Raw genomic sequence first — 25394 nt, forward strand, 5'->3', positions numbered from 1 at the left:
CCGTAACGGACAGCCCCTCCAAAGTCGAGGTTTAATGGGAGGCTCGCCTTACATCTCGACGTTTGAGCCCCTTCGTCGGATCCGGTGCCGAACCAAAGCTGTGGTCGGCCACCACGAGCTCGCCTGCAAGGGCGCGCTTGAGGGCGTCGAGCAGCGGAGCGGTCATCTCCTCAAGTGTGACGTCGCGGCCGAGCTCCAGGCTCATCGTGGTCACGTCGGCGTCGTCGATGCCGCACGCAACGATGTGGCCGTAGTGCTCCAAGGTGTTGTCGCAGTTCAGCGCGAGCCCATGCATGGTCACTCCGCGGGTGATGCGGATACCCAGCGCCGCGATCTTCCTATCGCGGTGCGACGCCGAGCTATCCGCCGCGTCGACGGTTTTTGGCACCCAGACGCCGGAGCGGCCGTCGATACGCCCGGCGGCATGTACCCCCGCCTTGCGCACCGTCTCGATGATGGCCTCCTCCAGGCGGCGCACGTAGTCCACGACGTCTACCGGCTGGGCGAGCTTGATGATGGGGTAAAGGACAAGCTGGCCCTCGCCGTGCCACGTGATGCGTCCTCCGCGATCAACGTCCACGACGGGCACGGGGTAGGCCGCATCCGGGAGATCCTCCGGCTGGGTTCGCTTGCCCGCGGTAAACACCGAGGGGTGCTGCAGCACCAGCACTGTGTCCGGGATCTCGTCTGCCGCTCGCTGCTTGGCCAAGTCCGCCTGGAGGTGCCAGGCTTCCTCATAATCAACGAGCCCCAGCTCGCGCACATCAATAGGCGCGGCTGAGGCCCGAATGGATTTGTCGGCAGGGAAGAACGGATCGCGTGGAGCTGTCATGCCTGCCAACGATAGTCGCTAGTTTTCGACACCGTTAGCGGCAGCGTACTCGTCCGCCGTCATCAGCGGACCAACCTCTTCGACCTCAACCTCGAAGAGCCAGCCAGCACCGAACGGGTCCTCGTTGATGGTCTCGTAGGCGCCATCAATGTCCTCGTTGACCGCGGTGACCGTGCCAGTCACCGGTGCGTACAGGTCAGACACCGACTTCGTCGATTCCACCTCACCGCACGTCTCACCAGCCGTGACCTGGTCGCCGACCTGCGGCAGCTCAGCGAACACGACCTCGCCGAGGCGATCCGCCGCAACGTTCGTGATGCCTACGCGCACCTTGGTGCCAGCAGCATCCTCAGGGCGAGCGTTGATCCACTCGTGGTCCTCCGAGTAGTAAAAATCAGGGTTCAAAGACATGATTACTTGTCCTTTCGGGAATAGAACGGTGTGTCCACAATAGTAAACGGATAGCGGCGGCCGCGGATATCAATCTCAACATCCGTGCCAACCTCGGCGTGCGCTGGGTCGATGTGTGCGAGCGCCACCGGACGCTGCAGCGTGGGCGAAGGCTGCCCGGAGGTGACCACGCCGATGCGCGTATCGCCCAGGTAGATCTCGGCACCCTCGCGAGCGGCGCGACGCTGCTCCGACGACAGGCCGGCAATAACCACCGAGGGCTCGCGGCTGACAAGCGCGTCCTTGCCCACGAAGTCCGCCTCTTTCTTCGCAAACGCGCGGCCCATCCCGGCCTCGACCGGGGTGATCTCGCGGGAAAGCTCGTGGCCGTACAGCGGCATCGACGCCTCGAGCCGCAGGGAGTCGCGCGCAGCCAGGCCACACGGCGTCGCGTTCGGTGCGAGAGCGTCCCAGATCGCGCGGGCGTCTTCGCGGTCGCAGTAGATCTCGAAGCCGTCCTCGCCGGTGTAGCCGGTTCGGGCGACCAAGACGTCGCAGTCACCGAAGCGCATCGGTGCCGCCGAGTAGTACGCCAAGGCACCGGCGTCGCCGTCGAGGTGCGAAGCGATCGTCGATAAGGAATCAGGGCCCTGCACCGCAACAAGCGCGACGTCCGCGCTACGGTTCGTCAGCTCTACATCGAAGTTTGCTGCGCGCTTTTGGAATGCCTCCCACACCGCGGGCGTGTTGCCAGCGTTCGGCACGACCAGGAAGTGATCGTCTGCGAGGCGGTAGGAGATCAAATCGTCGATGATGCCGCCATCTTCGGCCACGATCATCGAGTACTTCGCCTTGCCAACACGCAACGTAGACAGCGTGGAAATCAACGTGTAGTCCAAAAACTCCGCAGCCTGGGGGCCGCGTACATCAATCTCGCCCATGTGGGAGAGATCAAAGATGCCGACGCGCTCGCGCACCGCACGGTGCTCCGCAAGCTCGTTGTCGTACTTCAGCGGCATGTTCCAGCCACCGAAGTCCGTAAAGGAAGCACCAAGCTCCTCATGCGCTGCAAACAAAGGGGTCTCAGCCATCACAATCACTCCTTACTTTTCCGCACTCGCTGAACTTTCAGAAATATCAAACGCCTCCGGCGGCGGGCAGGAGCACACCAGGTTGCGGTCGCCGTACGCCTCATCAATGCGGCGCACAGGCGGGAAGTACTTCTCGCGCACCAAGCGCTCTACCGGGTAGGCGGCCTGCTCGCGGGAGAACTCGTAGTCCCACGCAGTGCTAGCGACGCTGTGCGCGGTAAACGGCGCATGGTGCAGGACGGAGGCCTCGTAGGATACCTTGCCGTCGATGATCTCCTGGATCTCCGTGCGGATGGAACGCATCGCCTCGATGAAGCGATCCAGCTCGTCCAGATCCTCGGACTCGGTCGGCTCCACCATCAGCGTGCCCGCCACCGGGAACGCCAGGGTAGGGGCGTGGAAACCGTAGTCCACCAGGCGCTTCGCCACATCCGCCGCGGTCACGCCCGAGCGGTCCGTCAGCTCGCGCAGGTCCAGGATGCACTCGTGGCCCACCAGCCCGTGCTCGCCGGTGTAGAGGACCGGGAAGGAATCATGCAGCTCGTTCGCCACGTAGTTCGCCGCCAGCACCGCATGCGCAGTTGCGGACGCCAACCCCTCCGCACCGCTCATCGCGATGTAAGACCACGCGATTTGCAGCACGCCCGCCGAGCCGAACTTCGCCGCGGCTACCGGCACACCCTCACCAACCGGGGCAGGGTCGGCCGCATGCGTTGGATCCACGTTCGGGTCCGTCGGCAGGAACGGAATCAGGTGCTCCGCCACACCAATCGGGCCGACGCCCGGCCCGCCGCCACCGTGCGGAATCGTAAACGTCTTATGCAGGTTCAGGTGAGACACGTCGCCACCGAAGTCGCCCGGCCGCGCAAGCCCAGTCAACGCGTTCATATTCGCGCCATCGATGTAGACCTGGCCACCCACCGCGTGGACCTTCTCTGCGACCGCCTGCACCGTGTCCTCGTACACACCGTGAGTAGACGGGTACGTGACCATAATCGCCGCGACGTGCTCGCCGTGTTGCTCCAGCTTCGCATCCAAATCAGCCAGATCGATCGAGCCATCCTCAGCCGTCTTGACGACGACCACCCGAAGGTTCGCAAGCGTCGCCGACGCAGCGTTCGTACCGTGCGCCGACGCCGGGATCAAGCAGATGTCACGCCCATGGTCACCGCGGGACACGTGGTAGCGGCGAATCGCCAACAGGCCAGCCAGCTCGCCCGTCGCACCCGAGTTTGGCTGCATAGATACCTCGGCGTATCCGGTGATTTCGACAAGCCAGGCGCGGAGCTCGTCGATAAGCTCCCTCCAACCAGCCGTGAAGCGATCCGGTGTGTACGGGTGCACGTTCGCGAATGCTGGCCACGTGATGGTCTCTAGGCCCGCGGTCGGGTTCAGCTTCATCGTGCAGGAACCCAGCGGGATCATCGTGCGATCCAGCGCGAGGTCCTTGTCGCCGAGCTTGCGGATGTAGCGCATCATCTGCGTCTCAGAATGCACCGAGTTGAAGTTGGGGTGCGTCATAAACTCCGTCGCGCGATGTAGCGCCTCGGGCAGCGCGGACGGCGCTTCGTTGGCCACCGTATCGACGCCGAAGCCAGCGAGCAGCGCCGCGAGGTCGTCCTCCGACGTGTCCTCACCGAAGGAGACACCCACCGTGGTCGCGTCAATCGGACGCACCAGGTAGCCCGCATCCGCCAAACGCTCGCACACCGCCTCCGAGTTGTCCACGACGACGGCCACCGTGTCGAAGAACGCGTCGTGCTTTAGCTCGACACCAGCGTCACGCAGGGACTTGGCGAAACGCGCCGCCCAGTCGTGCACCTGAGCAGCGATAGCTTCAAGACCGCGTGGGCCGTGGTACACGGCGTACATCGACGCTGTCACCGCGAGCAACGCCTGCGCGGTACAGATGTTGGAGGTCGCGCGCTCGCGACGAATATGCTGCTCACGGGTCTGCAGCGCCAGGCGGTAGGCAGGAGTGCCCTCCGCGTCCTTCGACACACCCACCAGGCGGCCCGGCAGCTGGCGCTTCATCTTCTCCTTGACCGCCATGTACGCGGCGTGCGGGCCACCATAGAACAGCGGAACGCCGAAGCGCTGCGTGGACCCGATCGCGATATCCGCGCCAAGCTCACCAGGGGACTCCAGCAGCGTCAGCGCAAGAATATCCGCATCCACCGCGACCAAGCCCCCGCGCTCGTGCACCGCCTCGACCACCGCGCGAGGATCAACCACGTCGCCCTCGGTGCCGGGGTAGGCCACGATGGCACCCACGAGGCCCTCTCCCACGACCCCCTCACGCAGGTCAACGACCTCCACCTCGAGGTCAAGCGTGCGAGCACGCTCCGACGCGACCCGCAACACCTGCGGGTGCAGGCGCGCATCCAGCAGCACCGTCCGACCCTTGCGCACTGCGCGAGCCATCAAGCCGACAGCCTCCGCAGCCGCCGAAGCCTCATCCAGCAGGGAAGCGTTCGCAATGTCCAGGCCGGTCAGGTCCTGCACCATAGTTTGGAAGTTCAGCAGTGCCTCAAGACGACCCTGCGAAATCTCAGGCTGATACGGCGTATACGCCGTGTACCACCCAGCATCCTCGACCACACCGCGCCGAATTACCGGCGGCGTCAACGTCGACGAGTACCCCTGACCGTAGAACGCCTTGAGTACCTCATTTTTCGACGCCAGCTCCCGCAACCGATCCTGCGCCTGGTATTCCGTGAGCGGGGCGGGAAGGTTGAGTGGCCCTTGAAGTAGCAGATCGGCAGGGATCGCGGCAGTGGTCAGCGCCTCGAGCGAGTCGTAGCCGACTTTTGCGAGCATCGCCTCCGTTTCCTGCGTGTCCGGACCGATATGGCGGGTGATGTAATCCAAGATCTACTCCTTTGGTAGTTCTGAACCTGATGTCGTGAATAGTCTACGGCGCAAAACTGGCCTGGGTCGGCCAGTCAGCTGAAAATATGCGGAGGTGAAAACAGCGGTGGCCCCAACACCGTATTGGTATTGGGGCCACCGCTAAGATTCCTCATCTTGACCTGTTTTAGAGGTCCAGGTCGTCTTCAAAGTCGCCGGTTTCGATGCGGTCCTTGATCGTGGTGACGAAGCGGCCTGCATCTGCGCCGTCGATCAGCTGGTGATCGTAGGTGAATGGCAGGTAGCACATCTGGCGGATCGCGATGGAGTCGCTACCTTCCTCTGTAACGATGACCGGGCGCTTCTCAATCGCCGCGGTACCCAGGATGCCTGCCTGTGGCGGGGTGAGCACCGGCGTATCCAGCAGTGCACCTTCGGAACCGATGTTGGTCACCGTGAACGTTGCACCAGACAGGTCGTCCGGGCGCAGCTTCTTGTTGCGTGCGCGGGTCGCCAGGTCGTTGATAGCTTGCGCGATCTGCGCCAGGTTCAGGTCCTGTGCACGCTTGATCACCGGCACGAGCAGGCCCTGTGGCGTATCCACTGCGACACCAATATTGACGTCCTCGTGGTAGGTGATCTCCTTCTTCTCCGCATCATAGGACGCGTTGACGTTCGGGTGGGAGACAAGGGCTTCCGCTGTCGCCTTGATGAAGAACGCGAGGTAGGTGATGTTGGCGTCGTGCTTCTTGATGAACTCCGGCTTCACGCGCTTGCGCAGCTCTGCGATGCGGGTGACGTCGACTTCCTGAACGTGCGTGAGCTGAGCCGTGGTCTGCAGCGACTCGACCATCTTCGCAGCGGTGATCTCGCGGATGCGGTTGACCTTCTGGGTGGTGCCGATCAGCGACTGCTTCTCCGGATCCACGGACTTGGTGGACCAGTTGGAGCGAGCGCCCTTCTTCTCCTCGGACTTCGGAGCCGATGCCTCGGCCTTGTCGTCGGATCCACCCTTCGCTGCAGCGATCACGTCCTGCTTGCGAATGCGGCCACCAACGCCGGTGCCCTCAACCGTGGAAAGATCAACGCCGTGCTTTTCCGCAAGCTTGCGCACGAGCGGGGTGACGTACGGGAGGGAACCGTCGGACTTGTTCACCTTGGTCGAAGCCTGCTGTGCTGGCTTGTCTTCCTTCGGCTTCTCTTCCTTAGGCTCCTTGGCCTTCGGGGCTTCCTTCTTTTCTTCCTTGGGTTCTTCCTTTGGCTCTTCGGTCTTTGGAGCTTCCTTTTCAGCTGGCTTGGCGTCAGCGTCGCCGATGCGGGCGATGACTTCGCCGACCTCGACGGTGTCGTCTTCCTCAGCGAGAATCTCTACGAGCGTGCCTGCGACAGGGGAAGGAATCTCGGTATCGACCTTGTCGGTGGAGACCTCGAGCAGTGGCTCGTCGACCTCGACGGTGTCGCCGACTTCCTTCAGCCAGGTGGTGATGGTGCCTTCGGTGACGGATTCGCCGAGCTCAGGCATGGAGACGTCGGTAGCGTCGCCGGAGGCTGGCTTGTCAGCCTTCTCTTCCTCCGGAGCTTCCTTCTTTTCTTCCTTTGGCTCTTCGGCCTTTGGAGCTTCCTTTTCAGCTGGCTTGGCGTCAGCGTCGCCGATGCGGGCGATGACTTCGCCGACCTCGACGGTGTCGTCTTCCTCAGCGAGGATCTCTACGAGGGTGCCTGCGACAGGGGAAGGAATCTCGGTATCGACCTTGTCGGTGGAGACCTCGAGCAGTGGCTCGTCGACCTCGACGGTGTCGCCGACTTCCTTCAGCCAGGTGGTGATGGTGCCTTCGGTGACGGATTCGCCAAGCTCAGGCATGGAGACGTCGGTGGCGTTGCCGGAGGAAGGCTTGTCAGCCTTCTCTTCCTCCGGAGCTTTCTTTGGCTCCTCTTCTTCCTGAGGCTCCTCGTCCTTTGCCGAGTCCGATGCCGGGGCTTCGCCTTCTTCGCCGATAATCACAATCACGTCACCGACATCAACGGTGTCGTCTTCCTCGGCCTTAATCTCGAGGATTACACCGGCGACAGGGGAAGGAATCTCCGTGTCGACCTTATCGGTGGAAACCTCCAGCAATGGTTCGTCGACCTCTACCTTGTCGCCGACTTCCTTCAGCCAGGTGGTGATAGTGCCTTCCGTGACGGATTCGCCCAGCTCAGGCATCTCGACAGAGTGCGCCATAATTTAGTCTCCTCGCAGATACATTTTCGTAGAAGCTATACAGATCAATAGCGTACCTGTCACCGAAGACTTTCGTGCCTTTCGGGGGCAACTAATTTGTTGAAGGCCACCAAACGCAGAATTGGGGCGTCGAGAAATATCCGTATGATGAGAGAAGTGTTTAACCTGTTCGGCAAGCGGAAGAAGCAGACCACCTTCAAACCCCCACGCGCGCCCGGCGAAACCATCCGGCCGGAAGACGCTGCCTACCTCCAGGAATGGGTTGCGCAGCGTGCCTTCGTTGAGGGGTTTGTTGAGCCGGAAACGATGGTCAACGAGATGTCCGTCGTGCTTGTCGATGAAGAGGGCAACTACACCCGCCGACGCATCGGAGGTCCCAAAGGTATCGACGCCGTCGCTACGCTGCTGAATATATCTCTTTATGACGTCGAAGAGACCGGGTACCCGGACCGGATGCGTCGCAAGATGGAGCAAGAACGCATCCTGCGGAAGCGAGCGGAACAGAAAGAACGCCGCGCCAAGTTTGAGCGCGGCGAACATCCCTTTTCCTAAATCCGGGGACTAGTTGGCTTCAGCAATGCTGCGAAGCGTTGCAACGATCGTGCGCAGCGGGGCGCCGGTCGCGCGCTTCGGCGTGTAGCCGCGTGGCGAGCCACCGTTCCACGCCGGGCCGGCGACGTCGATGTGCACCCACTCGGTGCCCTCGCCGACGAAGCGGGACAGGTACAGGCCAGCGAACAGCATGCCGCCGGTACGGGCATTGTGGACGTTGCGGATATCGGCGACGGGGGACTTCAGCTCTTCTTCCTGTTCCTCCAGCAGCGGCATCGCCCAGGCCTGCTCGCCAACCTCGCGGCCCAGCGCAGCGACGCGGTCGCGGAACTCATCAGAGCCCATGACGCCGGCAGTGCGGTTGCCGAGGGCGACGAGCTGAGCGCCGGTCAGCGTGGACGTCTCAATCATGAAGTCAGGGTTATCTTCAGCCGCGCGTGCCATCGCGTCCGCCAGCACGAGGCGCCCTTCAGCGTCGGTGTTGAGTACCTCGCTGGTGATGCCGCCGTAGTGGCGAATCACGTCGCCCGGGCGGGTGGCAGTGCCGGATGGCATGTTCTCCGCGAGTGGCAGCCAGGCGTCGACCGCAACATCCAGGTTGAGGCGGGCAGCTGCAACAATTGCGCCGAACTGAGCAGCAGAGCCGCCCATGTCGGAAATCATGTCCTCCATCTTCGCACCCGGCTTGAGGGAGATGCCGCCGGTATCGAAGGTGATGCCCTTGCCAACCAACGCGACAGAGGACTTCGACGCGGAAGGCGTCCACTTCAGGTGCACCAGGCGCGGCGCGCGGGCGGAGCCTTTGCCGACCGCGAGGATGCCGCCGAAGCCCTGCTCCTCAAGCTGCTTCTCGTCGAACACCTCGACCTCGAGTCCAACCTGCGTGCCGACGTTCTCGATGAGCTCCGCGTACACGGCAGGGTAGAGGTGGTTCGACGGCGTGTTCACAAGATCGCGCGCCAGCATGACCGACTCGGCGAGAATCACTGCCTGGTCGAATGCTTCCTTTTCGTCGTCCTTGCCTACAACGGTGACGTCGGTAAGTCCGTGCTCGCCGTCGCAGCCGCACTGGCACGGGGCCTTGAAGCCTTTGTACTTGTACGCGCCGAGCAGCAGGCCCTCCACGACGGGGGCGACGCCGAATTCAGTCGAGATCACCGCAGACTCCGTGCCATACAGTGTGCGAGCCAGGGAACCGACAGCGCGACGGACAGTCTCGTCATCAATCTCATCGGCGTTGCCCAGGCCAAAGGCGATGACCAACTTCCCATCAACGACCACGCGGGTGATCTCGCCGGCGGTGCCCTTCGCGCCGACTGTCTCCAGCGCCTCGAGTGCACCCTTCGGTGCCAGCGAGGTCACTGGGACTTCAACCTTCGAGTCATCCGAGGTCACGGGTAGCAAGAGGGCAGCGGTGTCGCTCGGAGCGGACGTCGAAAAGCTGAGGGAGACGGAGTCGCCCCGGACCGGGAGCAGCGATTCAGGAACCGAAAAAGTCATGAGTACATGCGCCTTTCTTAAGATTATTGAACATCGCCAAGGGTACCTGGAATAAGGGACGCGTGGCGCGGGGCAAGCTATTTGTGCGTGGAAGAAAATATGGAATTCCGGTTCCAAAGAGTGGAATCGGGGAGTAGGGTGGTCTGCATGACTCAAGGCACACCATTTGAAATTATCCCGAATCCGAACAAGGCAACTGACGAAGAGCGCAATGCAGTGCTCGCAAACCCAGCCTTCGGGCAAGAGTTTACTGACCACATGGTCTCCATCGACTGGGACGAGGCCAACGGCTGGCATAACGCGCAGGTCCGCCCGTACGGGCCGATCTCGCTGGACCCGGCGACCAACGTCTTCCACTACGGGCAGGCGATCTTCGAAGGCCTGAAGGCATACCGTCACCACGACGGCTCGATCACGACGTTCCGCCCCGAGCAGAATGCGACGCGTTTTGCCCATTCCGCGCATCGCCTGGCAATGCCTGAGTTGCCGGAGGATCTGTTCATCGAGTCGCTGCAGCAGCTGGTGACGATTGATAAGGACTGGGTCCCCGAAGCCGGTGGGGAAGCGGCGCTGTACCTGCGTCCATTTATGATTGGCACCGAGAAGACGCTCGGGGTGAAGCCCTCGAGCACCTACACCTATTACCTCATTGCATCCCCAGCTGGCGCCTACTTCTCCGGCGGCGTCAAGCCCGTCAGCGTGTGGATCTCCGAGGAATACGTCCGCGCGGCGCCCGGCGGCACCGGTGACGCCAAGTTCGCTGGCAACTACGCGGGTTCCCTGCTCGCGCAGGCCGAGGCAGAAGAAAAGGGCTGCGACCAGGTTGTCTGGCTCGACGCCATCGAGCGTAAGTACATCGAAGAGATGGGCGGCATGAACCTCATGTTCGTCGAGGGCAGCGGGAAGGACGCGAAGTTGATCACCCCAGCACTGTCCGGTTCCCTCCTGGCGGGCATCACCCGCAAATCGCTGCTGCAGGTTGCGGAAGACCTCGGCTACAGCACCGAGGAGCGCAAGATCACGGTGGAGCAGTGGCACACGGGCGCTGAAAACGGCACCATCAGTGAGACGCTTGCATGCGGTACCGCAGCGGTGATCACTCCGGTCGGGCGCGTGCTGAGCCGCCACGGTGAGTTCACCGTAAACAACAATGAGGCCGGCACCATCACCATGCAGCTGCGCGAGCGCCTGCGCGGTATCCAGGACGGCTCGGTCGAAGACGTCCACGGCTGGAACCACACGCTCGTCCCAGCCGAGAACTAGAGGGATCTCAGGCCGGGGCGTCCTCTGGGGCCTCCGGCCCGAGCACTGTAGTAACGAGCTCAGAAGCCAGGTTGATTTGCGGCAGCGCTGCGAGCGCGCCCACTCCCTGGTTGAGCGACAAGTCCAGTGCCAGCACCGGAATGATATCGAGGGCCTGGAGCGCCAGCATCTGGGCGGGTTCCGGACTGAGCTGGCCCGCCATGATCCACCGCTTCGTGCCGGGTGCGAGGCGCTCGGCGGCGTAGGCGGCGATGGTGGCGTAGAGGCCGTCGAAAAGTACGGGGGTTCGACGAACCGCGGCCTGCGCGAACATACCGACAAGGAACGCGAAATCTGGCCCCGAAAGCTCGGCAAGGACGCGGGGGACGTCGTCACTAAAGGTGCGCACCCGGAACATGGCGTCCCGAATTGCCGCAACTTTCACTTTCCAGACGTTGTCGTCGATGCCCGAGCCGCGCCCGATGATCTTGACCGGCTCGGTGCGCGACAGCGCGCCATAGACGGCGGCGGCGACCGTCGAATTGCCGACGCCAATGTCTCCAGGAATGAACAGGTCAACTCCACTGTCTACGCCCTGGTCAACGACGCGAGCACCGTGCGCGACTGCCTGCTCGAACGCCTCGGGCGTCATGGCGGCTTGCCGGTCTATCGCGCCTGTCGGCAGCGTTAAGTAGTCATTAATCTGAATAATCGACGCGCCCGCGGCTTCCGCTGCAACGCGAGCGACACCGCTACCTGCCGCAATCTGCTTTACAGCGGTCCAGGCGGCGTCGTGCGGCTGCGCGGAAATACCGCGTGCTGCAACACCGTGGTTACCGGCGACAAGCACGCACTGCGGCTGACGGAACGCAACCGGGCGCGTACGGTTTTGCACCGAGGCAGTCCATTCCGCAATCGTTCCCACGCGACCGAGACCGCGCCCCTCCGGGCTGCGCAGTAGTTCGCGGGCAAGCTCGCGGCGCAGGGTTTCGCTTGGATGCTCAATCGGGTCGAATGCAACAGCCATGAAACGTCCTTTGTCCGTTTAGTTCACGGTCTCGCCGATGCGCACCTGTGGCTTCGGCGAGCGCCACTTCCGCGGCTGCGACGCGCGAGAGAACGCGTACATACCAAGGCCGAAGCCGGTATCAGCCGTACCAGGGAACTTCGCGCGCACAGCGTTGTTCGCACGCTTGCCGATCAGGAATGCCTCACCAAGAATCAGCACGATAAACACCATCGGCAAAATAGCGATGGCGCCGGCGATCTCCGGGTACCAGGAGCCGATGAAGAGAATGAGGAACAGCAGGATCGCCAGCGGCATCGCGTAGTTGTTCATGAAGCGGCGCGAATCTACCCAGTCGCGGACGAAGCGGCGGGTTTCGCCACGGTCGCGGTCCATGAGGTAGCGCTCGTCGCCAGCGTCCATCTTGGCTTGGACCTCGCGATTGTGCTTCTTCGCCTCTTCGCGCTGCTGCTTCTTGTATGCCTTCCACTCCTCCTTCGACATCGACTTCTTCAGCTCTTTATTCTTCTGGTACTGCTGAGCGGGAGTCGTCGCGTTGGGGTCGCGGACCACGCCGCGCTTAATCTCCTGATCAAGGCGCTTCGGCGTCGGCCGACCCTTCGGAGGGGTGTAGCCCTTCGGGTACTTCTTCGCGGGTTCCGCGTCGGTTTCGGGAGTCTCCGCTCGATTCGCTGCGGCAGCAGCGGCGGCTGGAGCCTCATCAGATTTCTGCCAAGGAAGTTTCACGCTATACAGGCTACAAGGCCGTCCCCGAAAGTGGGGAATAAGCGCCCGCTCCCATACGCTGTAGACGATGACGGTGTGATGCGAGTACGCTAGTGCCACACTCCGAAGCACGCATCTTGCGTGAAGATATTCGCTAAGCAAGGAGAAAGAATGACTGCACCTACCTCTGCCACGGGCGTGACCCTTACTGAAGCAGCGGCTGCAAAGGCGAAGGCTCTGCTCGACCAGGAAGGCCGCGACGACCTTTCGCTTCGCATTGCTGTTCAGCCAGGTGGCTGCGCTGGCCTGCGCTACCAGCTGTACTTCGACGACCGCGAGCTCGACGGCGACAAGGCTGACGTTGTCGGGGGTGTGCGCCTCGTCGTGGACAAGATGAGCGTGCCGTACCTCACCGGTGCAACGATCGATTTCGCTGACACCATCGAGCAGCAGGGCTTCACCATCGATAACCCGAACGCTGGCTCGGCCTGCGCGTGCGGCGATAGCTTCAACTAAGCAGTAGCTTTTCGACGCCAACACCCCGCGCCCACCTCATGATTGAGGGGAGCGCGGGGTGTTTCGTCTGCGCGGACTATTTACAGCCGTACTCGGTGTCGAGCCACTGCTTGGCCTCCTCGAACGGCACATCGGTTTCGACGTCGGGCTGCACCGGATCTTCGGCGAACTCCTCGCCAGTGCGTGCCTTGTCCTTCGCGATAGTCAGCATCAGCAGGCTGCCGTCCGGGAAGTCGTACACCATGTTTGCCGACGCGTAGCCCGCAGTAGGGGACCCGAAACTGCGGGAGTGCTCGAGCCCCCGGAACGACAGCATCGTGGCCTCGCCCGACGAAGCAGTGTCGCCATCGACTAAGACCGCCACCGGCGCATCCCACTTCCCGCCAGAAGTCGTGATCGGGGTGCCGCCGCCGGTCACCGAGTTCCCCTCAACCGTGACCTGGGTAGTGTTCGTCCGAGAGACGAATTCGAGCACCGCGCCATCCGGCAACAGTGAGGAGAGGCCTGAGACCATTGGACCCATGTCGCCTCCGTCGTTGCCACGCAGGTCAACGACCGCCCCGCATGCCCCGGCATCACGTGCGGAAGCCAGACCTGTTGCGAGCGTGTCTGCGTAGCCCTGCACATCATCGTGCTGATCGACGCCAGGCACGGTTGCCACCGCAACGCGGCCCTCGACGCTGACTGCGGCTTCCGACTTCTCTTCCATAGTCCAGCCGAGGTTAGGGTTACCAGGTTCAATCAGACGGGAGTGCTTCCCGCCAGCAGCTTTGACTGCGTCCTCGAGGGCGGGGTAAACGTCGTGAAGCGTATCAGCCTGCTTTGCGGCCTCCTTTGCGCGGGCCTTCGCCTCCTCGAACTCTGTCGAGTCGGCGTAGATGCCCTGCTCGGCGAGCGCGAGCACCGTCGCGCTATACCGCTTCGGCGTCTGTGTCCCCGCGAAACGAGCGGTGCCCGTCAGCATCGCGGTGAGCGTCGGACCGTAGACGAACGCCACGGCGCCAACTGCAAGCAGTAACGCGCTGAGCATCGCAACGATGGTGGTCAGTACTCGTTTCTTGGTCCACATGAGCAGGTCCTCCTTAAAGCTGAACCGGGTATTCCTTGTGCTCGATGCCCGGATCAATGCGATGCTCGACAAAAATGCCGTGCCAGATCATAAACGCAAGCACCGTCCAAAGGCGACGCGAATGATCGGAAACACCGTCACGGTGCTCCTTGAGCATCTCCAGCACCTGGTCCTTGGCGAAGATATGGTCGGTCTGCGAATCGCGGATAGTGTCCTGCGCCCAGCCAAAGAGCTCATCGCCGGCCAGCCAGTGGCGCATCGGAACAGGGAATCCCAGCTTCTTGCGGTGGAGAACATGCGGCGGAACGATCTGCTCCATCGCCTTACGCAACGCGTACTTGGTGGTGCCGTGCGCGATCTTCTGGTCGTACGGGATCGTCTGCGCGACTTCAAAGACCTCTTTATCCAGGAACGGCACGCGCAACTCCAGCGAGTTCGCCATGTTCATCTTGTCCGCCTTGACCAAGATATCGCCGCGCATCCAGGTAAACAGGTCCAAGTTTTGCATCCGGGCAACTGGATCCATCTCTGTCGATGTGGCGTAAATCGGCGCGGTGACCTCGCGGTGGTCCCACTCATGCTTCGCCCACGGCAGCACACGCTGTAGTTGCTCGAAGTTAAAGGAACGAGCGTTACCGTAGTAACGGTCCTCCATTGGGGTCGTACCGCGTTCGAGTAAGCTCTTGCCCTTCATGCCTTCCGGCAGCACACGGCTTAGCCTGTTCAGTCCCCGTAGAAGAGGCGTCGGCAACTTCTCGAACGGCGCGAGCGACAGCGGTTCCTTATAGATGGTGTACCCACCGAACAGCTCGTCGGCACCCTCACCCGAGAGCACCACCTTGACGTGCTTGCGGGCCTCCTGTGCGACGAAGAACAGCGGGACAAGCGAAGGGTCCGCGACCGGATCATCGAGGTACCACATGATCTTCGGCACCGCGTCCGCGTACTCTTCAGGCGAGACAATCTTCACGATGTGCTCAACACCAATCGCCTCAGCGGACTCCGCAGCCACGTCTACCTCGGAGTACCCCTCGCGCTCGAAGCCGGTGGTAAACGTCAGCAAGTTTGGATTGTGCCTCTTCGCCAGGGCCGCAATCGCTGTCGAATCAATGCCGCCCGAGAGGAAAGAACCGACGGTGACGTCCGCACGCATATGCTTCTCGACGGAGTCTTCGAGCGCCTGAGCGATCCTGTCGTAAAGCTTCTGTTCTTGACCTTGTGGGACTTGCTGTGGTCTGAAGTGTGGTTTGAAGTAGCGCTCCGATGTGACTTCACCGCCAGGCGTCAGTGACACCGTGCAGCCAGACTCCACGCGTCGAATGCTCTCGTGCAACGTTTCTGGTTCGGGAACATACTGCAGGTCAACGTAGTGCTCGATAGCTCGCCGATCTAGGTCGAGACCTATCTCCAGCTCTGGAGCCATTTCTAGGATGGACTTCTTCTCGGAGGCGAACACGGTACCGACCGGGGTAGTGGCGTAAAACAAGGGCTTAATGCCGAATTGATCACGTGCCGCGAACATACGCTGTGTCTCGGTATCCCAAATGACAAACGCGAACATGCCACGCAGGTGTTCGACAACCTTCTCTCCCCAGTGGTGGAAGCCAACAACGATTGGCTCGCCGTCCCCCGAGGTATTGAAATCGTAGCCTGCCTCCTGCAGTTCCTCGCGAAGCTCGATGTAGTTATAAATCTCGCCGTTGAACGTCAGCGCGTAGCGCTCCGGATTCTCCTTCGGGCCCCAGCGTAGGGGTTGGTGAGAATGCTCGAGATCGATAATGGCAAGGCGGTTGAAACCAAAAACGGCGTGGTCGTCGTTCCAGGTGCCGGCGGCATCAGGGCCACGGTGATACATGCAGGGCAACGCGCGTTCCGCGGCTTCCACGAAGCTTGCAGCATTGCTGTTTGTGGTGAGTAGAGCCAACAGGCCACACATAGACTTGAAAACCTCTCCTATATATAAGGTGTACGCAGCCGTGCGGAGCGCTGGGCCACGAAGCATTTCTTCCAATCAACAATAGGGTTTTCTGTAGGGGATGCGCGAACCAACGAAACCAGCGCCAAAATGCGGAAATTCTTCATCCTTTATTCGGTCCCCAAAAGGGGGCCAACTTATGGTTGAGCAATTTGAGTGAAAAATAAAGCTCTTACCAGGACGTTTGTACCGTTTTAAGCAAAACCCGTTGAGTGCACGGCTTTTGCATTAACGGTAAAAGGTGTCAGCTGACTACGAATGCTTGCCTCGACTCAAAATCAAAAGAATTCAGAGGCGATGCGCCTTATCCACTATTCTGACGGAGTAACAATGCTTGGGCGCACCTGTTTGTGCGTCCTGCCGTAAACAGCGAGTGTGGACAGGAAGGCAGACACACGTGGAAAAGGTAAAGGACCGCAACTTCGCGAAGAAAATCGCAGTTGCCGGATCGCTCCTGCTGGGCGGTCTCGCGCTGACGGGCTGTGAGGTTGCACCGCCAGAGGCGCTCTCGAAGGTGCTGGATATGGGTTGGCCAGATCCTGTTACCCCTGAGGGTGAGCAGATGTACAACTTCTGGGTATGGACCTGGGTTGCAGCATGGATTATCGGCATCATCATGTGGGGCTTGTTCCTCACCGCGATTTTCAAGTGGAACGCGAAGAGCCAGGAGAAGCGCGGCAAGTCTGAGTTCCCGAAGCAGCTCCAGTACAACGTGCCGCTGGAACTTGTACTGACGATCATTCCGATCGTCATTGTTATGGTGCTCTTCTTCTTCACCGTCCAGGCGCAGACGAAGACTACAGCCCTCGGCAAGGACCCGAAGGTGACGGTTGACGTAACCGCATACCAGTGGAACTGGAAGTTTGGCTACGCAAACGTTGACGGTGAGTTCACCTCGAACGGTCAGGCATATGACGGTGTTGACACCGAGCGTCAGGCCAAGGCCGAGGCAACGAAGTACGACGACGAAAACATTAAGAACCCGAACCCGATCCACGGCACTTCTACCGGTGACCTCTCGTACCTCAATTTCAATGAGATTGAGACTCTCGGAACCACCGAAGAGGTTCCGGTGCTCGTCCTGCCAACCGATCGTGCGATTGAGTTCCGTCTCGCATCCGGTGACGTGAACCACGCATTCTGGGTTCCTGAATTCCTCTTCAAGCGTGATACCTACGCTCACCCAGAGGTGAACCAGCAGCAGCGTGCATTCCAGATTGAGAAGATCGATAAGACTGGCGCATTCGTTGGTCGCTGTGCCGAAATGTGCGGTACTTACCACTCGATGATGAACTTCGAGGTTCGTGCCGTGACCCCAGAAAAGTTTGCTCAGTACATTCAGTTCCGTATTGACAACCCTGAGGCGCCAAACTCCGATGCGCTCGCATCCATCGGCGAAGCGCCGTACGCCACCTCCACACGTCCGTTCGTGTCTGACCGCCACGGCACCCGCGACGGCAACAACACCAACGACCCTAACGCGACGGTATAGAAAGAGAAGGCAGAGAAATGGCAACTGGTTCAAAAGTTTTCTACGCAATCGGTACCTTCCTGGCGCTGATGGCAGTCTTCTACATGATCAGCACAGCGTGGATTGGTGAAGATGCTTACCTCTACGGGCTCGAATGGGTCGGTGGCGTTGGCTTGGTTCTCGCTACTGCGCTCTGCTTCATGCTCGCCGTCTACCTCGACATCACCGAGCGTCGCATGGACGTTGTTCCGGAAGACTGGGAAGAGGCAGAGGTTGAAGATGGCGCAGGCGTGCTCGGCTTCTTCTCGCCAAGCTCCATCTGGCCGTTCGCAATGTCTGGTGCGGTTATGTTCCTCGGACTCGGAATTGCATTCTGGCAGCTGTGGCTCGTCGTGTTTGGCGCAGTATTCCTCGTGTGGACCACTACGCAGCTGAATCTGCAGTACGGTATCCCGCGCGAGAAGCACTAAAGATTCGCTGACCTCCCCGCCTTCGGGAGGTGTCGGCGAAAACTGATCCCCTTCAGCTAAGGCTGAAGGGGATTTTTGCTTGCTATTTTCATCCTTTCGGTTGAACTCATTCGTAACACTTGGGGGTCATACGAAAGTAGGTCTGCAGGCGGAAACGGCAGCGGTGGAATGTGAGTCCCATCACTATTGGGAACTTTTGAAACACCGCAAAGAATCGATGAAAAAGAATCCTGGATTGCCTAAAAATCAGCCGAAAGTGAGCTGAATGAAGTCGAGAAAGTTGTGACCTGCATTGATGTAGTCGGATGAGTGGCTAGAAAAGTTCCCGGTATTGCAGAAAGTTATTTCCTTCGAGCGCTATTAGGCCAGAAAAGGCAGGTTAGCGCGAAATCTGCCGAAAAGTTTGTGGGTGAAAGGAGATGACTTTGACCCGAAAACAGGGGATAATCACATGCGTGACGACCGCAATTTCTAACCAAGGTATGGCGACACCGCAGAATCGTGTCCCGGCGCTGAACCGACCAAACATGGTCAGCGTTGGCACGATCGCGTTCCTCGCCCAAGAGTTGATGTTCTTTGCCGGTTTGTTCGCGATGTATTTCACCTCGCGTGCAAACGGTATGACCGCAGGCGACTGGGATAACCAGACGGCACACCTGAACGTGATGTTCGGCTTGATCATCACGATCGTGCTCGTGTCTTCTTCCGTGACTTCTCAGTTCGGCGTATTTGCAGCAGAAAGGGGTGACGTTTTTGGGCTCCGCAAATGGTTCACGGTAACTATCGCGCTTGGCGTTGTCTTCCTCGGACTCGTGGCTTTCGAGTGGGGAGAAATGATCATGCACGGCGTGACCATTCAGGCGAGTGTCTTCGGGTCAGTGTTCTTCATCATCACTGGCTTCCACATGGCGCACGTGACCGCCGGCATCATTGCCTTCGTGGTTGTGCTGCTCCGCGTATCTAAGTCGAAGTTCACTCCGGCACAAGCTACTGCAGCAATGGTGACCTCTTACTACTGGCACTTTGTTGACGTAATTTGGGTCGGCGTCTTCATTACTCTGTATATCGTTCAATAGGTATCTGATACGTAGAGTCGCCGTCGAAATGACGGAAGGCCATTTATCTGTATTAGACACTGACGCTCAAAGGGAACAAGATGGAAAAATCACCTAAGAAAAAGCGCAGTCGGCGCAAGGCGCAGCGCACCTTTGCTGGTGCAGCAGCCTTGACGCTCGGCCTCACGGGTGCGGGTTTCCTCGCATCGGCGCTTGCCCCGAACGCGCAGGTCGCTACTGCGCAAAAAGATGACCAGGCAATGATTCAAGAAGGCAAGGACATTTACGACGTCGCTTGCATCACTTGCCATGGCGCAAACCTCCAGGGTGTTGAAGGCCGCGGCCCGTCCCTGATCGGCACCGGCGAAGGTGCTGTGTACTTCCAGGTCAACTCCGGACGTATGCCGATGATGTCGAATGACGCTCAGGCTGAACGCAAGCGTCCTCGTTACACCGAGTCTCAAGCACTGGCACTGGCTGCCTATGTTGCTGCCAACGGTGGGGGACCGGAGCTGGTGTACAACCCAGACGGATCACTCGCGAAGGAAGAGCTTCGCGGTAAGAACTACGATGGCCAGATTCAGGCTGGCGACGTCGCACGTGGCGGCGAGCTCTTCCGCTTGAACTGCGCGTCTTGCCACAACTTCACCGGCCGCGGTGGCGCACTGTCTTCTGGTAAGTATGCGCCGGAGTTGGACCCAGCGAATGAGCAGGAGATCTACCAGGCGATGCTGACTGGCCCGCAGAACATGCCAAAGTTCTCGGACCGCCAGCTCAGCGCCGACGAGAAGCGCGACATCATTGCGTTTATTAAGTCCTCGAAGGAAACCCCAAGCCCTGGCGGTTACGCCCTTGGTGGCCTTGGCCCAGTTTCTGAAGGTATGGCTATGTGGATGATCGGCGTAACGCTCGTTGCTGCCGCAGCTATCTGGATTGGATCGCGCTCATGAGTGAAGTAAACAAGAACTACACATCCCAAGATTTGGACCGCATGAATAATGCGGAGCTCGCTGCTCTGGGCACGGAACTCGACGACGTCACCGTTGCGTACCGCAAGGAGCGGTTCCCAGTTGATGGCGACCCACGCGAGAAGTCTTCCGAACTCGGAATCAACATTTGGTTGATTATTTCGGTGCTCTGCGGAATCGCGTTCCTCGGTGTCTACCTCTTCTGGCCATGGGAGCCACGCTTCCACGGCGATGAAGGACTTTGGGTTTACACGCTTTACACGCCACTGCTCGGCCTTACTTCTGGTGTCGGTTTTGCCGCCCTGGGTATCGCGATTGTCCAGTACGTGAAGAAGTTCATCCCTGAGGAGATCTCCGTACAGCGTCGTCACGACGGCCGTTCTTCCGAATTGGACCGTCGCACGACGACCGCTCTGCTGAATGATGCCTGGGAGACTTCCACCCTTGGTCGTCGTAAGGCAATGAAGGGTCTGCTTGGCACCGCTGGTGTTCTCGCCGGCCTCATGGTCGTTGCACCCCTCGGTGGCATGATCAAAAACCCGTGGAAGAAGCGCCACGACCTTAACTACTTAGGTGATGGCACGCTTTGGACACACGGGTGGACCATGCAGGAGAAGGGCGTCAAGGTTTACCTCGGTCGCGACACTGGCGCGATCGCCGAGCTGCACGAAGGCGTAGCTGGCTCGCACTACTCCACGGCAGGTGTTTCCCGCCTGGTGCGTATGCGTCCAGAAGACCTCGCTGCTGCTTCCATGGAGACGGTATTCCCGCTCTACCCGGAGGATGTCAACGATGGTGACATTTACGACCCAGAGCGCGACGTATACGAACACCACATGCACTCGCTGCATGGCCCTCGTAACGCAGTTATGCTGATCCGCCTTCGCTCTGAGGACGCACGCCGCGTCGTTGAGCGTGAAGGTCAGGAAGATTTCCACTACGGGGATTACTACGCATACTCCAAGATTTGTACGCACATTGGTTGCCCGACCTCGCTTTACGAAGCGCAGACGAACCGCATCCTTTGTCCGTGCCACCAGTCGCAGTTCGACGCACTGCAGTACGGCAAACCGATCTTCGGACCGGCTGCCCGTGCTCTGCCTCAGCTTCCTGTGACTGTTGACGAAGACGGTTACCTCATCGCCAACGGAAACTTCATCGAGCCCGTCGGCCCGGCATTCTGGGAGCGTAAATCCTAATGAGTACTAAACTTGCACAAGCCGCGGACAACGTTGATTCGCGGTACACGGTAGCCGGTTTCCTCCGGCCACAGTTGAATAAGGTCTTCCCGAGCCACTGGTCTTTCATGCTCGGTGAGATGGCGCTGTACAGCTTCATTATCTTGCTGCTGACAGGTATTTACCTCGCGCTGTTCTTTGACCCTTCCATTACGAAGGTGATCTACGACGGCGGGTACCTACCGCTCAACGGCGTGGAAATGTCACGCGCGTACGCCACGGCTCTGAATATTTCATTCGAGGTCCGCGGTGGCCTGTTCGTTCGTCAGATGCACCACTGGGCTGCGCTGATGTTCATGATGGCGATGTTCGCCCACATGATGCGTATCTTCTTCACCGGTGCCTTCCGCCGCCCACGTGAGGCTAACTGGGTCATCGGCGTTACCCTGATTCTCATCGGCATGGCCGAAGGCTTCATGGGTTACTCCCTGCCAGACGACCTGCTCTCTGGTGTTGGCCTCCGTATTATGTCTGCCATTATTGTTGGTATCCCGATCATCGGTACCTGGATGCACTGGGCAATCTTCGGCGGCGACTTCCCGTCTGACCTGATGCTGGACCGCTTCTACATCCTGCACGTTCTGATCCTCCCGGGCGTGATCCTGGCTCTGATCGCAGCGCACCTGCTGCTCGTCTGGTTCCAGAAGCATACCCAGTTCCCAGGCCCCGGCCGTACGGAGAACAACGTTGTTGGCATCCGCATTATGCCGGTCTTCGCAGTCAAGGCGATCGGCTTCATGCTGGTTGTCTTCGGTGTCCTCGCTGCTATGGCTGGTCTGACCACCATCAACGGCATTTGGAACATCGGCCCATACAACCCGTCGCAGGTCTCCGCCGGTTCGCAGCCTGACGTTTACATGCTGTGGACTGACGGCGCAGCTCGTGTCATGCCAGCGTGGGAGCTCTACCTCGGCCCGTACACCATTCCGGGTGCCTTCTGGGTTGCCCTCATGTGTGGCGTGATGGTCGTCCTGCTGATCAGCTACCCGTTCATCGAAGCGAAGGTGACCGGTGACACGGCGCACCACAACCTGCTGCAGCGCCCACGTGACGTTCCAGTGCGTACCGGCCTCGGTGTGATGGCACTCGTGTTCTTCCTGTTGCTGACGATTTCCGGTGGCAACGACCACGTTGCTCACTTCTTCCAGATCTCGCTGAACGCGATGACCTGGTTCGGTCGCATCGGTCTCATTGTCTTGCCGCCGTTCGCATACTGGCTGACCTACCGTATCTGTGTTGGTCTGCAGCGTTCCGACCGTGAGGTTCTGGAGCACGGTATCGAAACGGGCATCATCAAGAAGCTGCCTAACGGTGCCTTTGTGGAGATCCACCAGCCGCTTGGCCCAGTCGACGAGCATGGACACCCAGTGCCGCTCGATTACGCTGGTGCTCCGGTTCCGAAGCGCCTCAACCAGCTCGGCTTCGCTGACTCCGGGACCATCGGTAAATTCAAGCCTGCTGAGCTTGGCGTTTCCGAGCGCGTCCGGGACACGCAGCGCGAGAACCACCATGAGGAGATCGAGACGTTGCGCAAGCTCGAGGAAACCAAACACCTCGATGACCGCAATGCTTCTGAATAGGCTCTAACACACTAGCGGTCGCTCAAGGCGCCCTGGTTGGTTGTACGAGAGTACAGCTGGCCAGGGCGTTTTTGTATGTCTGGTCAGTTCACTTTTGGAACTCAGCACCTTTATCTCGCCCGTGCTATGACACGAGCCCACTTCTGACTTCGTTCTGTTACGGCACTTGGTATAAATGCGGAGCAATGGCTCACCGCTTCACGTCTGAAGGCGGAGGAATTTGAAGCCATTTCGAAGCGTTATGGAAGCGTTACACAATATTAGTGAGTAATGTCACATAAGAGTGATTTAGTGCATTCTTACCAAATCGGCACTCTGTGTACAGGTGAGGAAGGTTCGCAAAAGCGCAGGTAGAAGGTCGTTCGTCAGGTTCGGTACATTGTGGCGCTCTGCTTGTAGTTCTCAGGAAAATTCGCGCGGAATGAGGGGAGGGAAAAATAACGGAACGATAACGGCCGTGTCGTTGGACAAAGATGTTTCCGTTTCGTAACCTAATCGAGACATTGCAGCAACAGCCGTTGAAAGCAAACAGTAAGTACATATAGCGCCTAATTCCCTGAGCCTTAGTGGCTTCGGGAAGCCGGGGACCCAAGCAGGATTTTCTCTCTGGGGTGAATGCGAACGAGAGCGGAGTTTTCCGTGGAAGTCGTAAGGCTGGTTCTCTAGCCCAACCCGTCAGCTAACTCGGTCGGCAAAAGAGAAGATATGGAGTTTTACAATTATGGCTAAGCACCGTCGTCAGGCACACAGCACTGCACGTAACGTCGCGGTAGTGACCGCAGCAGCTGCAGGTGCCTCGTTGCTCTCGCCAATCTCTGCAGAGGCGGCTGAGGTTCGCGTCCCGAACTCGCCGGTAGCTGTTCAGGTTCCAGGTATTGAGGACGTGCCGGGCATCGCTGCGATTCCTGGCATCGAGGCTTGGATCCCATCCCTGGCAGGTCAGAAGTCCAATGCTGATGTCCCAACGGCAATTGCACAGGTTCGTGCGGTTCCTGGCGTTAACAACGTACCTTCGTTTGGTGCATGGCTGGCAAACGTCGAGGCTCAGTTCAAGGCGCCAGTCGCGAAGGCATACTCCGCAAACGTTGCTGCGCCGGCAGTTGCTCCAGCGCCGCAGGTCTCCGCTGGTCAGCGCCTGGTCGATATTGCACGTACAAAGATTGGTGCTGCATACGTATACGGCGCTGCAGGCCCGAACGTGTTCGACTGCTCCGGTTTCACCTCCTGGGTATATGCGCAGGCTGGTAAGTCCATCCCTCGTACCTCGCAGGCGCAGGCGGCTGCGGGTACTCCGGTTCCGCTTGATCAGCTTCAGCCTGGTGACATCGTGGCTTACTACGGTGGCGCTTCCCACGTTGGTATCTACACCGGTAACGGCACTATCATTGATGCACTGAACACCAACGCTCCGGTCGCTGAGCGTCCACTGCACATGATGCCAGTGCACTCCGCTGTGCGCTTCTGAGCTCGGTATTTATCGGCCGATCCAAACGATTGTGGTGGGGGTCGGCAGAAGAATTACAAGATTGTAACTTTAAGCCCCTCTCGCTATATTGGTGATAGTTTTTCTTGCCAGCGAAGGGGCTTTAAGTGGCTAAACACTCTTTACATGCGCGTCATGTTGCAAATGGGCGTTCCTGGGGGAAGCGCGTGGCGCTGGGTGCATCGCTCTCTGTCGTTGTGAGCAGTAGCGTTGTTGCTCCGTCCGCAGTGGCGGATGACGTCGAAGAACTGATTCATCAGGTTGATGAGCTTTCGCATGAGGTCACCGCAAAGGTAGAAGAGCTCAAGGGCGTCGAGGATGATATTGCCGCGAAGTCGGAGGAACTTGAGCGCTTGCAGTCTGACGCGGCGGATGCGCGTACCCAAGTCCAAGCTGCGAAAATCGCTCGTGATGATCTCCAAAGGGAAGTAGACCGCCTCGCTGCGTCCCGGTACCGCAACGTCCAGGCCGATGTGATCCTTACAACGCTGGACTCTGGTAGTCCCCAGACTGCTATTGACCGTGCTGCGTACCTGGATTCGCTGTCCCGCAAGCAGCAAAGTGTGCTCCGCGAGTACGAAGGCGCTGCCCAGGACGCGGCAACGAAGGCGAATGCTGCAAACGTAGCCCTTGCGGAAGCGCAGTATCTCCGAAATGACCTTGATTCAAAGCGTTCGAAGCTCGAGCGTGAGCGCGAGGCGCTGCAGGGACAGATTGAGGAGATTGAGGCGCGCGTCGATCATTTGTCGCCGGAGGCGCGTTCGTTGTGGGAGGGACGTCTGCACCCCGTTGATGCTGGCTCGTTGCCTCCGGTGGGGGATGGGGTTGTCGGTGCCGCGCTCGCGCAGGTTGGCAAGCCTTATGGCTGGGGCGCGACGGGGCCGTCGGCGTTCGACTGCTCTGGGCTCATGGTGTGGGCTTACGGGCAGAACGGTAAGGCGATCCCGCGTACCTCGCAGGCTCAGCTTGCTGGTGGCATGCCGGTGAGCATGGGGGACCTGCAGCCAGGTGACATTGTCGGTTATTACCCGGGAGTGACGCACGTTGGCATGTATATCGGCGACGGCATGGTTGTGCATGCCTCTGACTACGGTATTCCGGTTCAGGTTGTCCCGTTGAATTCGATGCCGGTCCAGGGCGCTGTCCGTTATTAGGCACC

General features: G+C 59.8%; 21 protein-coding genes and 1 riboswitch. Of the genes, 11 read left to right on the plus strand and 10 right to left on the minus strand.

What is annotated here, in order from left to right:
* Positions 1 to 31: 31 nt before the first annotated feature.
* From lipB to sucB, 5 genes are all read right to left on the minus strand, one after another.
* Positions 32 to 832: a lipoyl(octanoyl) transferase LipB gene (lipB, locus tag KBX14_RS00210; RefSeq protein ID WP_256041641.1), complete on the minus strand. Its 801-nt coding sequence runs from the start codon at positions 830 to 832 to the stop codon at positions 32 to 34.
* Positions 833 to 850: 18 nt separating this feature from the next.
* Positions 851 to 1243, minus strand: a complete 393-nt coding sequence (gcvH, locus tag KBX14_RS00215) for a glycine cleavage system protein GcvH (protein WP_305083261.1) — start codon at positions 1241 to 1243, stop codon at positions 851 to 853.
* A 2-nt stretch (positions 1244 to 1245) separates the two neighbouring features.
* Positions 1246 to 2313 (minus strand): glycine cleavage system aminomethyltransferase GcvT, encoded by a 1068-nt coding sequence (gene gcvT, locus KBX14_RS00220; protein WP_256001212.1) that lies wholly within the window; start codon positions 2311 to 2313, stop codon positions 1246 to 1248.
* A 12-nt stretch (positions 2314 to 2325) separates the two neighbouring features.
* Entirely contained in the window at positions 2326 to 5184 is a 2859-nt protein-coding gene (gcvP, locus tag KBX14_RS00225; protein WP_256041642.1) for an aminomethyl-transferring glycine dehydrogenase, read from the minus strand.
* Between the two features lie 166 nt (positions 5185 to 5350).
* Positions 5351 to 7384 carry a 2-oxoglutarate dehydrogenase, E2 component, dihydrolipoamide succinyltransferase gene (sucB, locus tag KBX14_RS00230; RefSeq protein ID WP_256041643.1) on the minus strand — a complete coding sequence of 678 codons (2034 nt, stop codon included), beginning with the start codon at positions 7382 to 7384 and terminating at the stop codon, positions 5351 to 5353.
* 156 nt (positions 7385 to 7540) lie between these two features.
* Between sucB and KBX14_RS00235 the strand changes: the two genes are divergently transcribed.
* Positions 7541 to 7936 carry an oxidoreductase gene (locus KBX14_RS00235; protein ID WP_070363466.1) on the plus strand — a complete coding sequence of 132 codons (396 nt, stop codon included), beginning with the start codon at positions 7541 to 7543 and terminating at the stop codon, positions 7934 to 7936.
* Between the two features lie 9 nt (positions 7937 to 7945).
* Here the strand turns inward: KBX14_RS00235 and KBX14_RS00240 are convergent, their stop codons facing one another.
* A complete protein-coding gene (locus KBX14_RS00240) occupies positions 7946 to 9436 on the minus strand; it encodes a leucyl aminopeptidase (protein WP_256041644.1) in 1491 nt (496 codons plus the stop codon).
* A 147-nt stretch (positions 9437 to 9583) separates the two neighbouring features.
* Between KBX14_RS00240 and KBX14_RS00245 the strand changes: the two genes are divergently transcribed.
* Positions 9584 to 10699 (plus strand): branched-chain amino acid aminotransferase, encoded by a 1116-nt coding sequence (locus KBX14_RS00245; RefSeq protein ID WP_256041645.1) that lies wholly within the window; start codon positions 9584 to 9586, stop codon positions 10697 to 10699.
* A 7-nt stretch (positions 10700 to 10706) separates the two neighbouring features.
* On the opposite strand, the gene KBX14_RS00250 is transcribed toward KBX14_RS00245, so the two are convergent.
* Together KBX14_RS00250 and KBX14_RS00255 are read right to left on the minus strand one after the other, a co-directional pair.
* A complete protein-coding gene (locus KBX14_RS00250; protein WP_256041646.1) occupies positions 10707 to 11705 on the minus strand; it encodes a nicotinate-nucleotide--dimethylbenzimidazole phosphoribosyltransferase in 999 nt (332 codons plus the stop codon).
* Between the two features lie 18 nt (positions 11706 to 11723).
* Complete coding sequence (locus tag KBX14_RS00255) at positions 11724 to 12431, minus strand: DUF3043 domain-containing protein (protein WP_070362186.1); 708 nt, start codon at positions 12429 to 12431, stop codon at positions 11724 to 11726.
* A gap of 150 nt (positions 12432 to 12581) precedes the next feature.
* On the opposite strand from KBX14_RS00255, the gene KBX14_RS00260 reads away from it, so the two are divergent.
* Positions 12582 to 12926 carry an iron-sulfur cluster assembly accessory protein gene (locus KBX14_RS00260; RefSeq protein ID WP_070362187.1) on the plus strand — a complete coding sequence of 115 codons (345 nt, stop codon included), beginning with the start codon at positions 12582 to 12584 and terminating at the stop codon, positions 12924 to 12926.
* Positions 12927 to 13002: 76 nt separating this feature from the next.
* Here KBX14_RS00260 and KBX14_RS00265 read toward each other — a convergent pair whose 3' ends face one another.
* Together KBX14_RS00265 and asnB are read right to left on the minus strand one after the other, a co-directional pair.
* Positions 13003 to 13995, minus strand: a complete 993-nt coding sequence (locus tag KBX14_RS00265) for a S41 family peptidase (protein ID WP_071572448.1) — start codon at positions 13993 to 13995, stop codon at positions 13003 to 13005.
* Positions 13996 to 14008: 13 nt separating this feature from the next.
* Positions 14009 to 15931, minus strand: coding sequence for an asparagine synthase (glutamine-hydrolyzing) (gene asnB, locus KBX14_RS00270; RefSeq protein ID WP_256041647.1), 1923 nt, complete (start codon positions 15929 to 15931; stop codon positions 14009 to 14011).
* Between the two features lie 436 nt (positions 15932 to 16367).
* Between asnB and KBX14_RS00275 the strand changes: the two genes are divergently transcribed.
* The 8 genes from KBX14_RS00275 to KBX14_RS00310 all read left to right on the plus strand — a co-directional run bounded on the left by KBX14_RS00275 (position 16368) and on the right by KBX14_RS00310 (position 25389).
* Positions 16368 to 17462 carry a cytochrome c oxidase subunit II gene (locus KBX14_RS00275; RefSeq protein ID WP_070362189.1) on the plus strand — a complete coding sequence of 365 codons (1095 nt, stop codon included), beginning with the start codon at positions 16368 to 16370 and terminating at the stop codon, positions 17460 to 17462.
* Positions 17463 to 17479: 17 nt separating this feature from the next.
* Complete coding sequence (locus KBX14_RS00280) at positions 17480 to 17911, plus strand: cytochrome c oxidase subunit 4 (protein WP_070362190.1); 432 nt, start codon at positions 17480 to 17482, stop codon at positions 17909 to 17911.
* A 455-nt stretch (positions 17912 to 18366) separates the two neighbouring features.
* Positions 18367 to 18987, plus strand: a complete 621-nt coding sequence (locus tag KBX14_RS00285) for a heme-copper oxidase subunit III (protein WP_176754846.1) — start codon at positions 18367 to 18369, stop codon at positions 18985 to 18987.
* 80 nt (positions 18988 to 19067) lie between these two features.
* Entirely contained in the window at positions 19068 to 19916 is an 849-nt protein-coding gene (locus KBX14_RS00290) for a cytochrome c (protein WP_070362191.1), read from the plus strand.
* On the plus strand, positions 19913 to 21133 hold the full coding sequence (locus tag KBX14_RS00295) for a ubiquinol-cytochrome c reductase iron-sulfur subunit (protein ID WP_070362192.1): 1221 nt from the start codon (positions 19913 to 19915) through the stop codon (positions 21131 to 21133). The genes KBX14_RS00290 and KBX14_RS00295 overlap by 4 nt, the downstream gene beginning before the upstream one ends.
* Positions 21133 to 22752, plus strand: a complete 1620-nt coding sequence (locus KBX14_RS00300) for a cytochrome bc complex cytochrome b subunit (protein ID WP_256041648.1) — start codon at positions 21133 to 21135, stop codon at positions 22750 to 22752. The genes KBX14_RS00295 and KBX14_RS00300 overlap by 1 nt, the downstream gene beginning before the upstream one ends.
* Before the next feature lie 535 nt (positions 22753 to 23287).
* Positions 23288 to 23459, plus strand: a riboswitch (cyclic di-AMP (ydaO/yuaA leader).
* 14 nt (positions 23460 to 23473) lie between these two features.
* Entirely contained in the window at positions 23474 to 24217 is a 744-nt protein-coding gene (locus tag KBX14_RS00305) for a C40 family peptidase (protein ID WP_256041649.1), read from the plus strand.
* 125 nt (positions 24218 to 24342) lie between these two features.
* The gene (locus KBX14_RS00310) at positions 24343 to 25389 is read left to right on the plus strand and encodes a C40 family peptidase (protein WP_256041650.1); all 1047 of its coding nucleotides are present in this window, start codon (positions 24343 to 24345) and stop codon (positions 25387 to 25389) included.
* Positions 25390 to 25394 lie beyond the last annotated feature (5 nt).

It is taken from the genome of Corynebacterium sp. CCUG 61414, from assembly GCF_024453945.1.
In the GTDB taxonomy this organism is placed as follows: Bacteria; Actinomycetota; Actinomycetes; order Mycobacteriales; family Mycobacteriaceae; genus Corynebacterium; species Corynebacterium pseudogenitalium.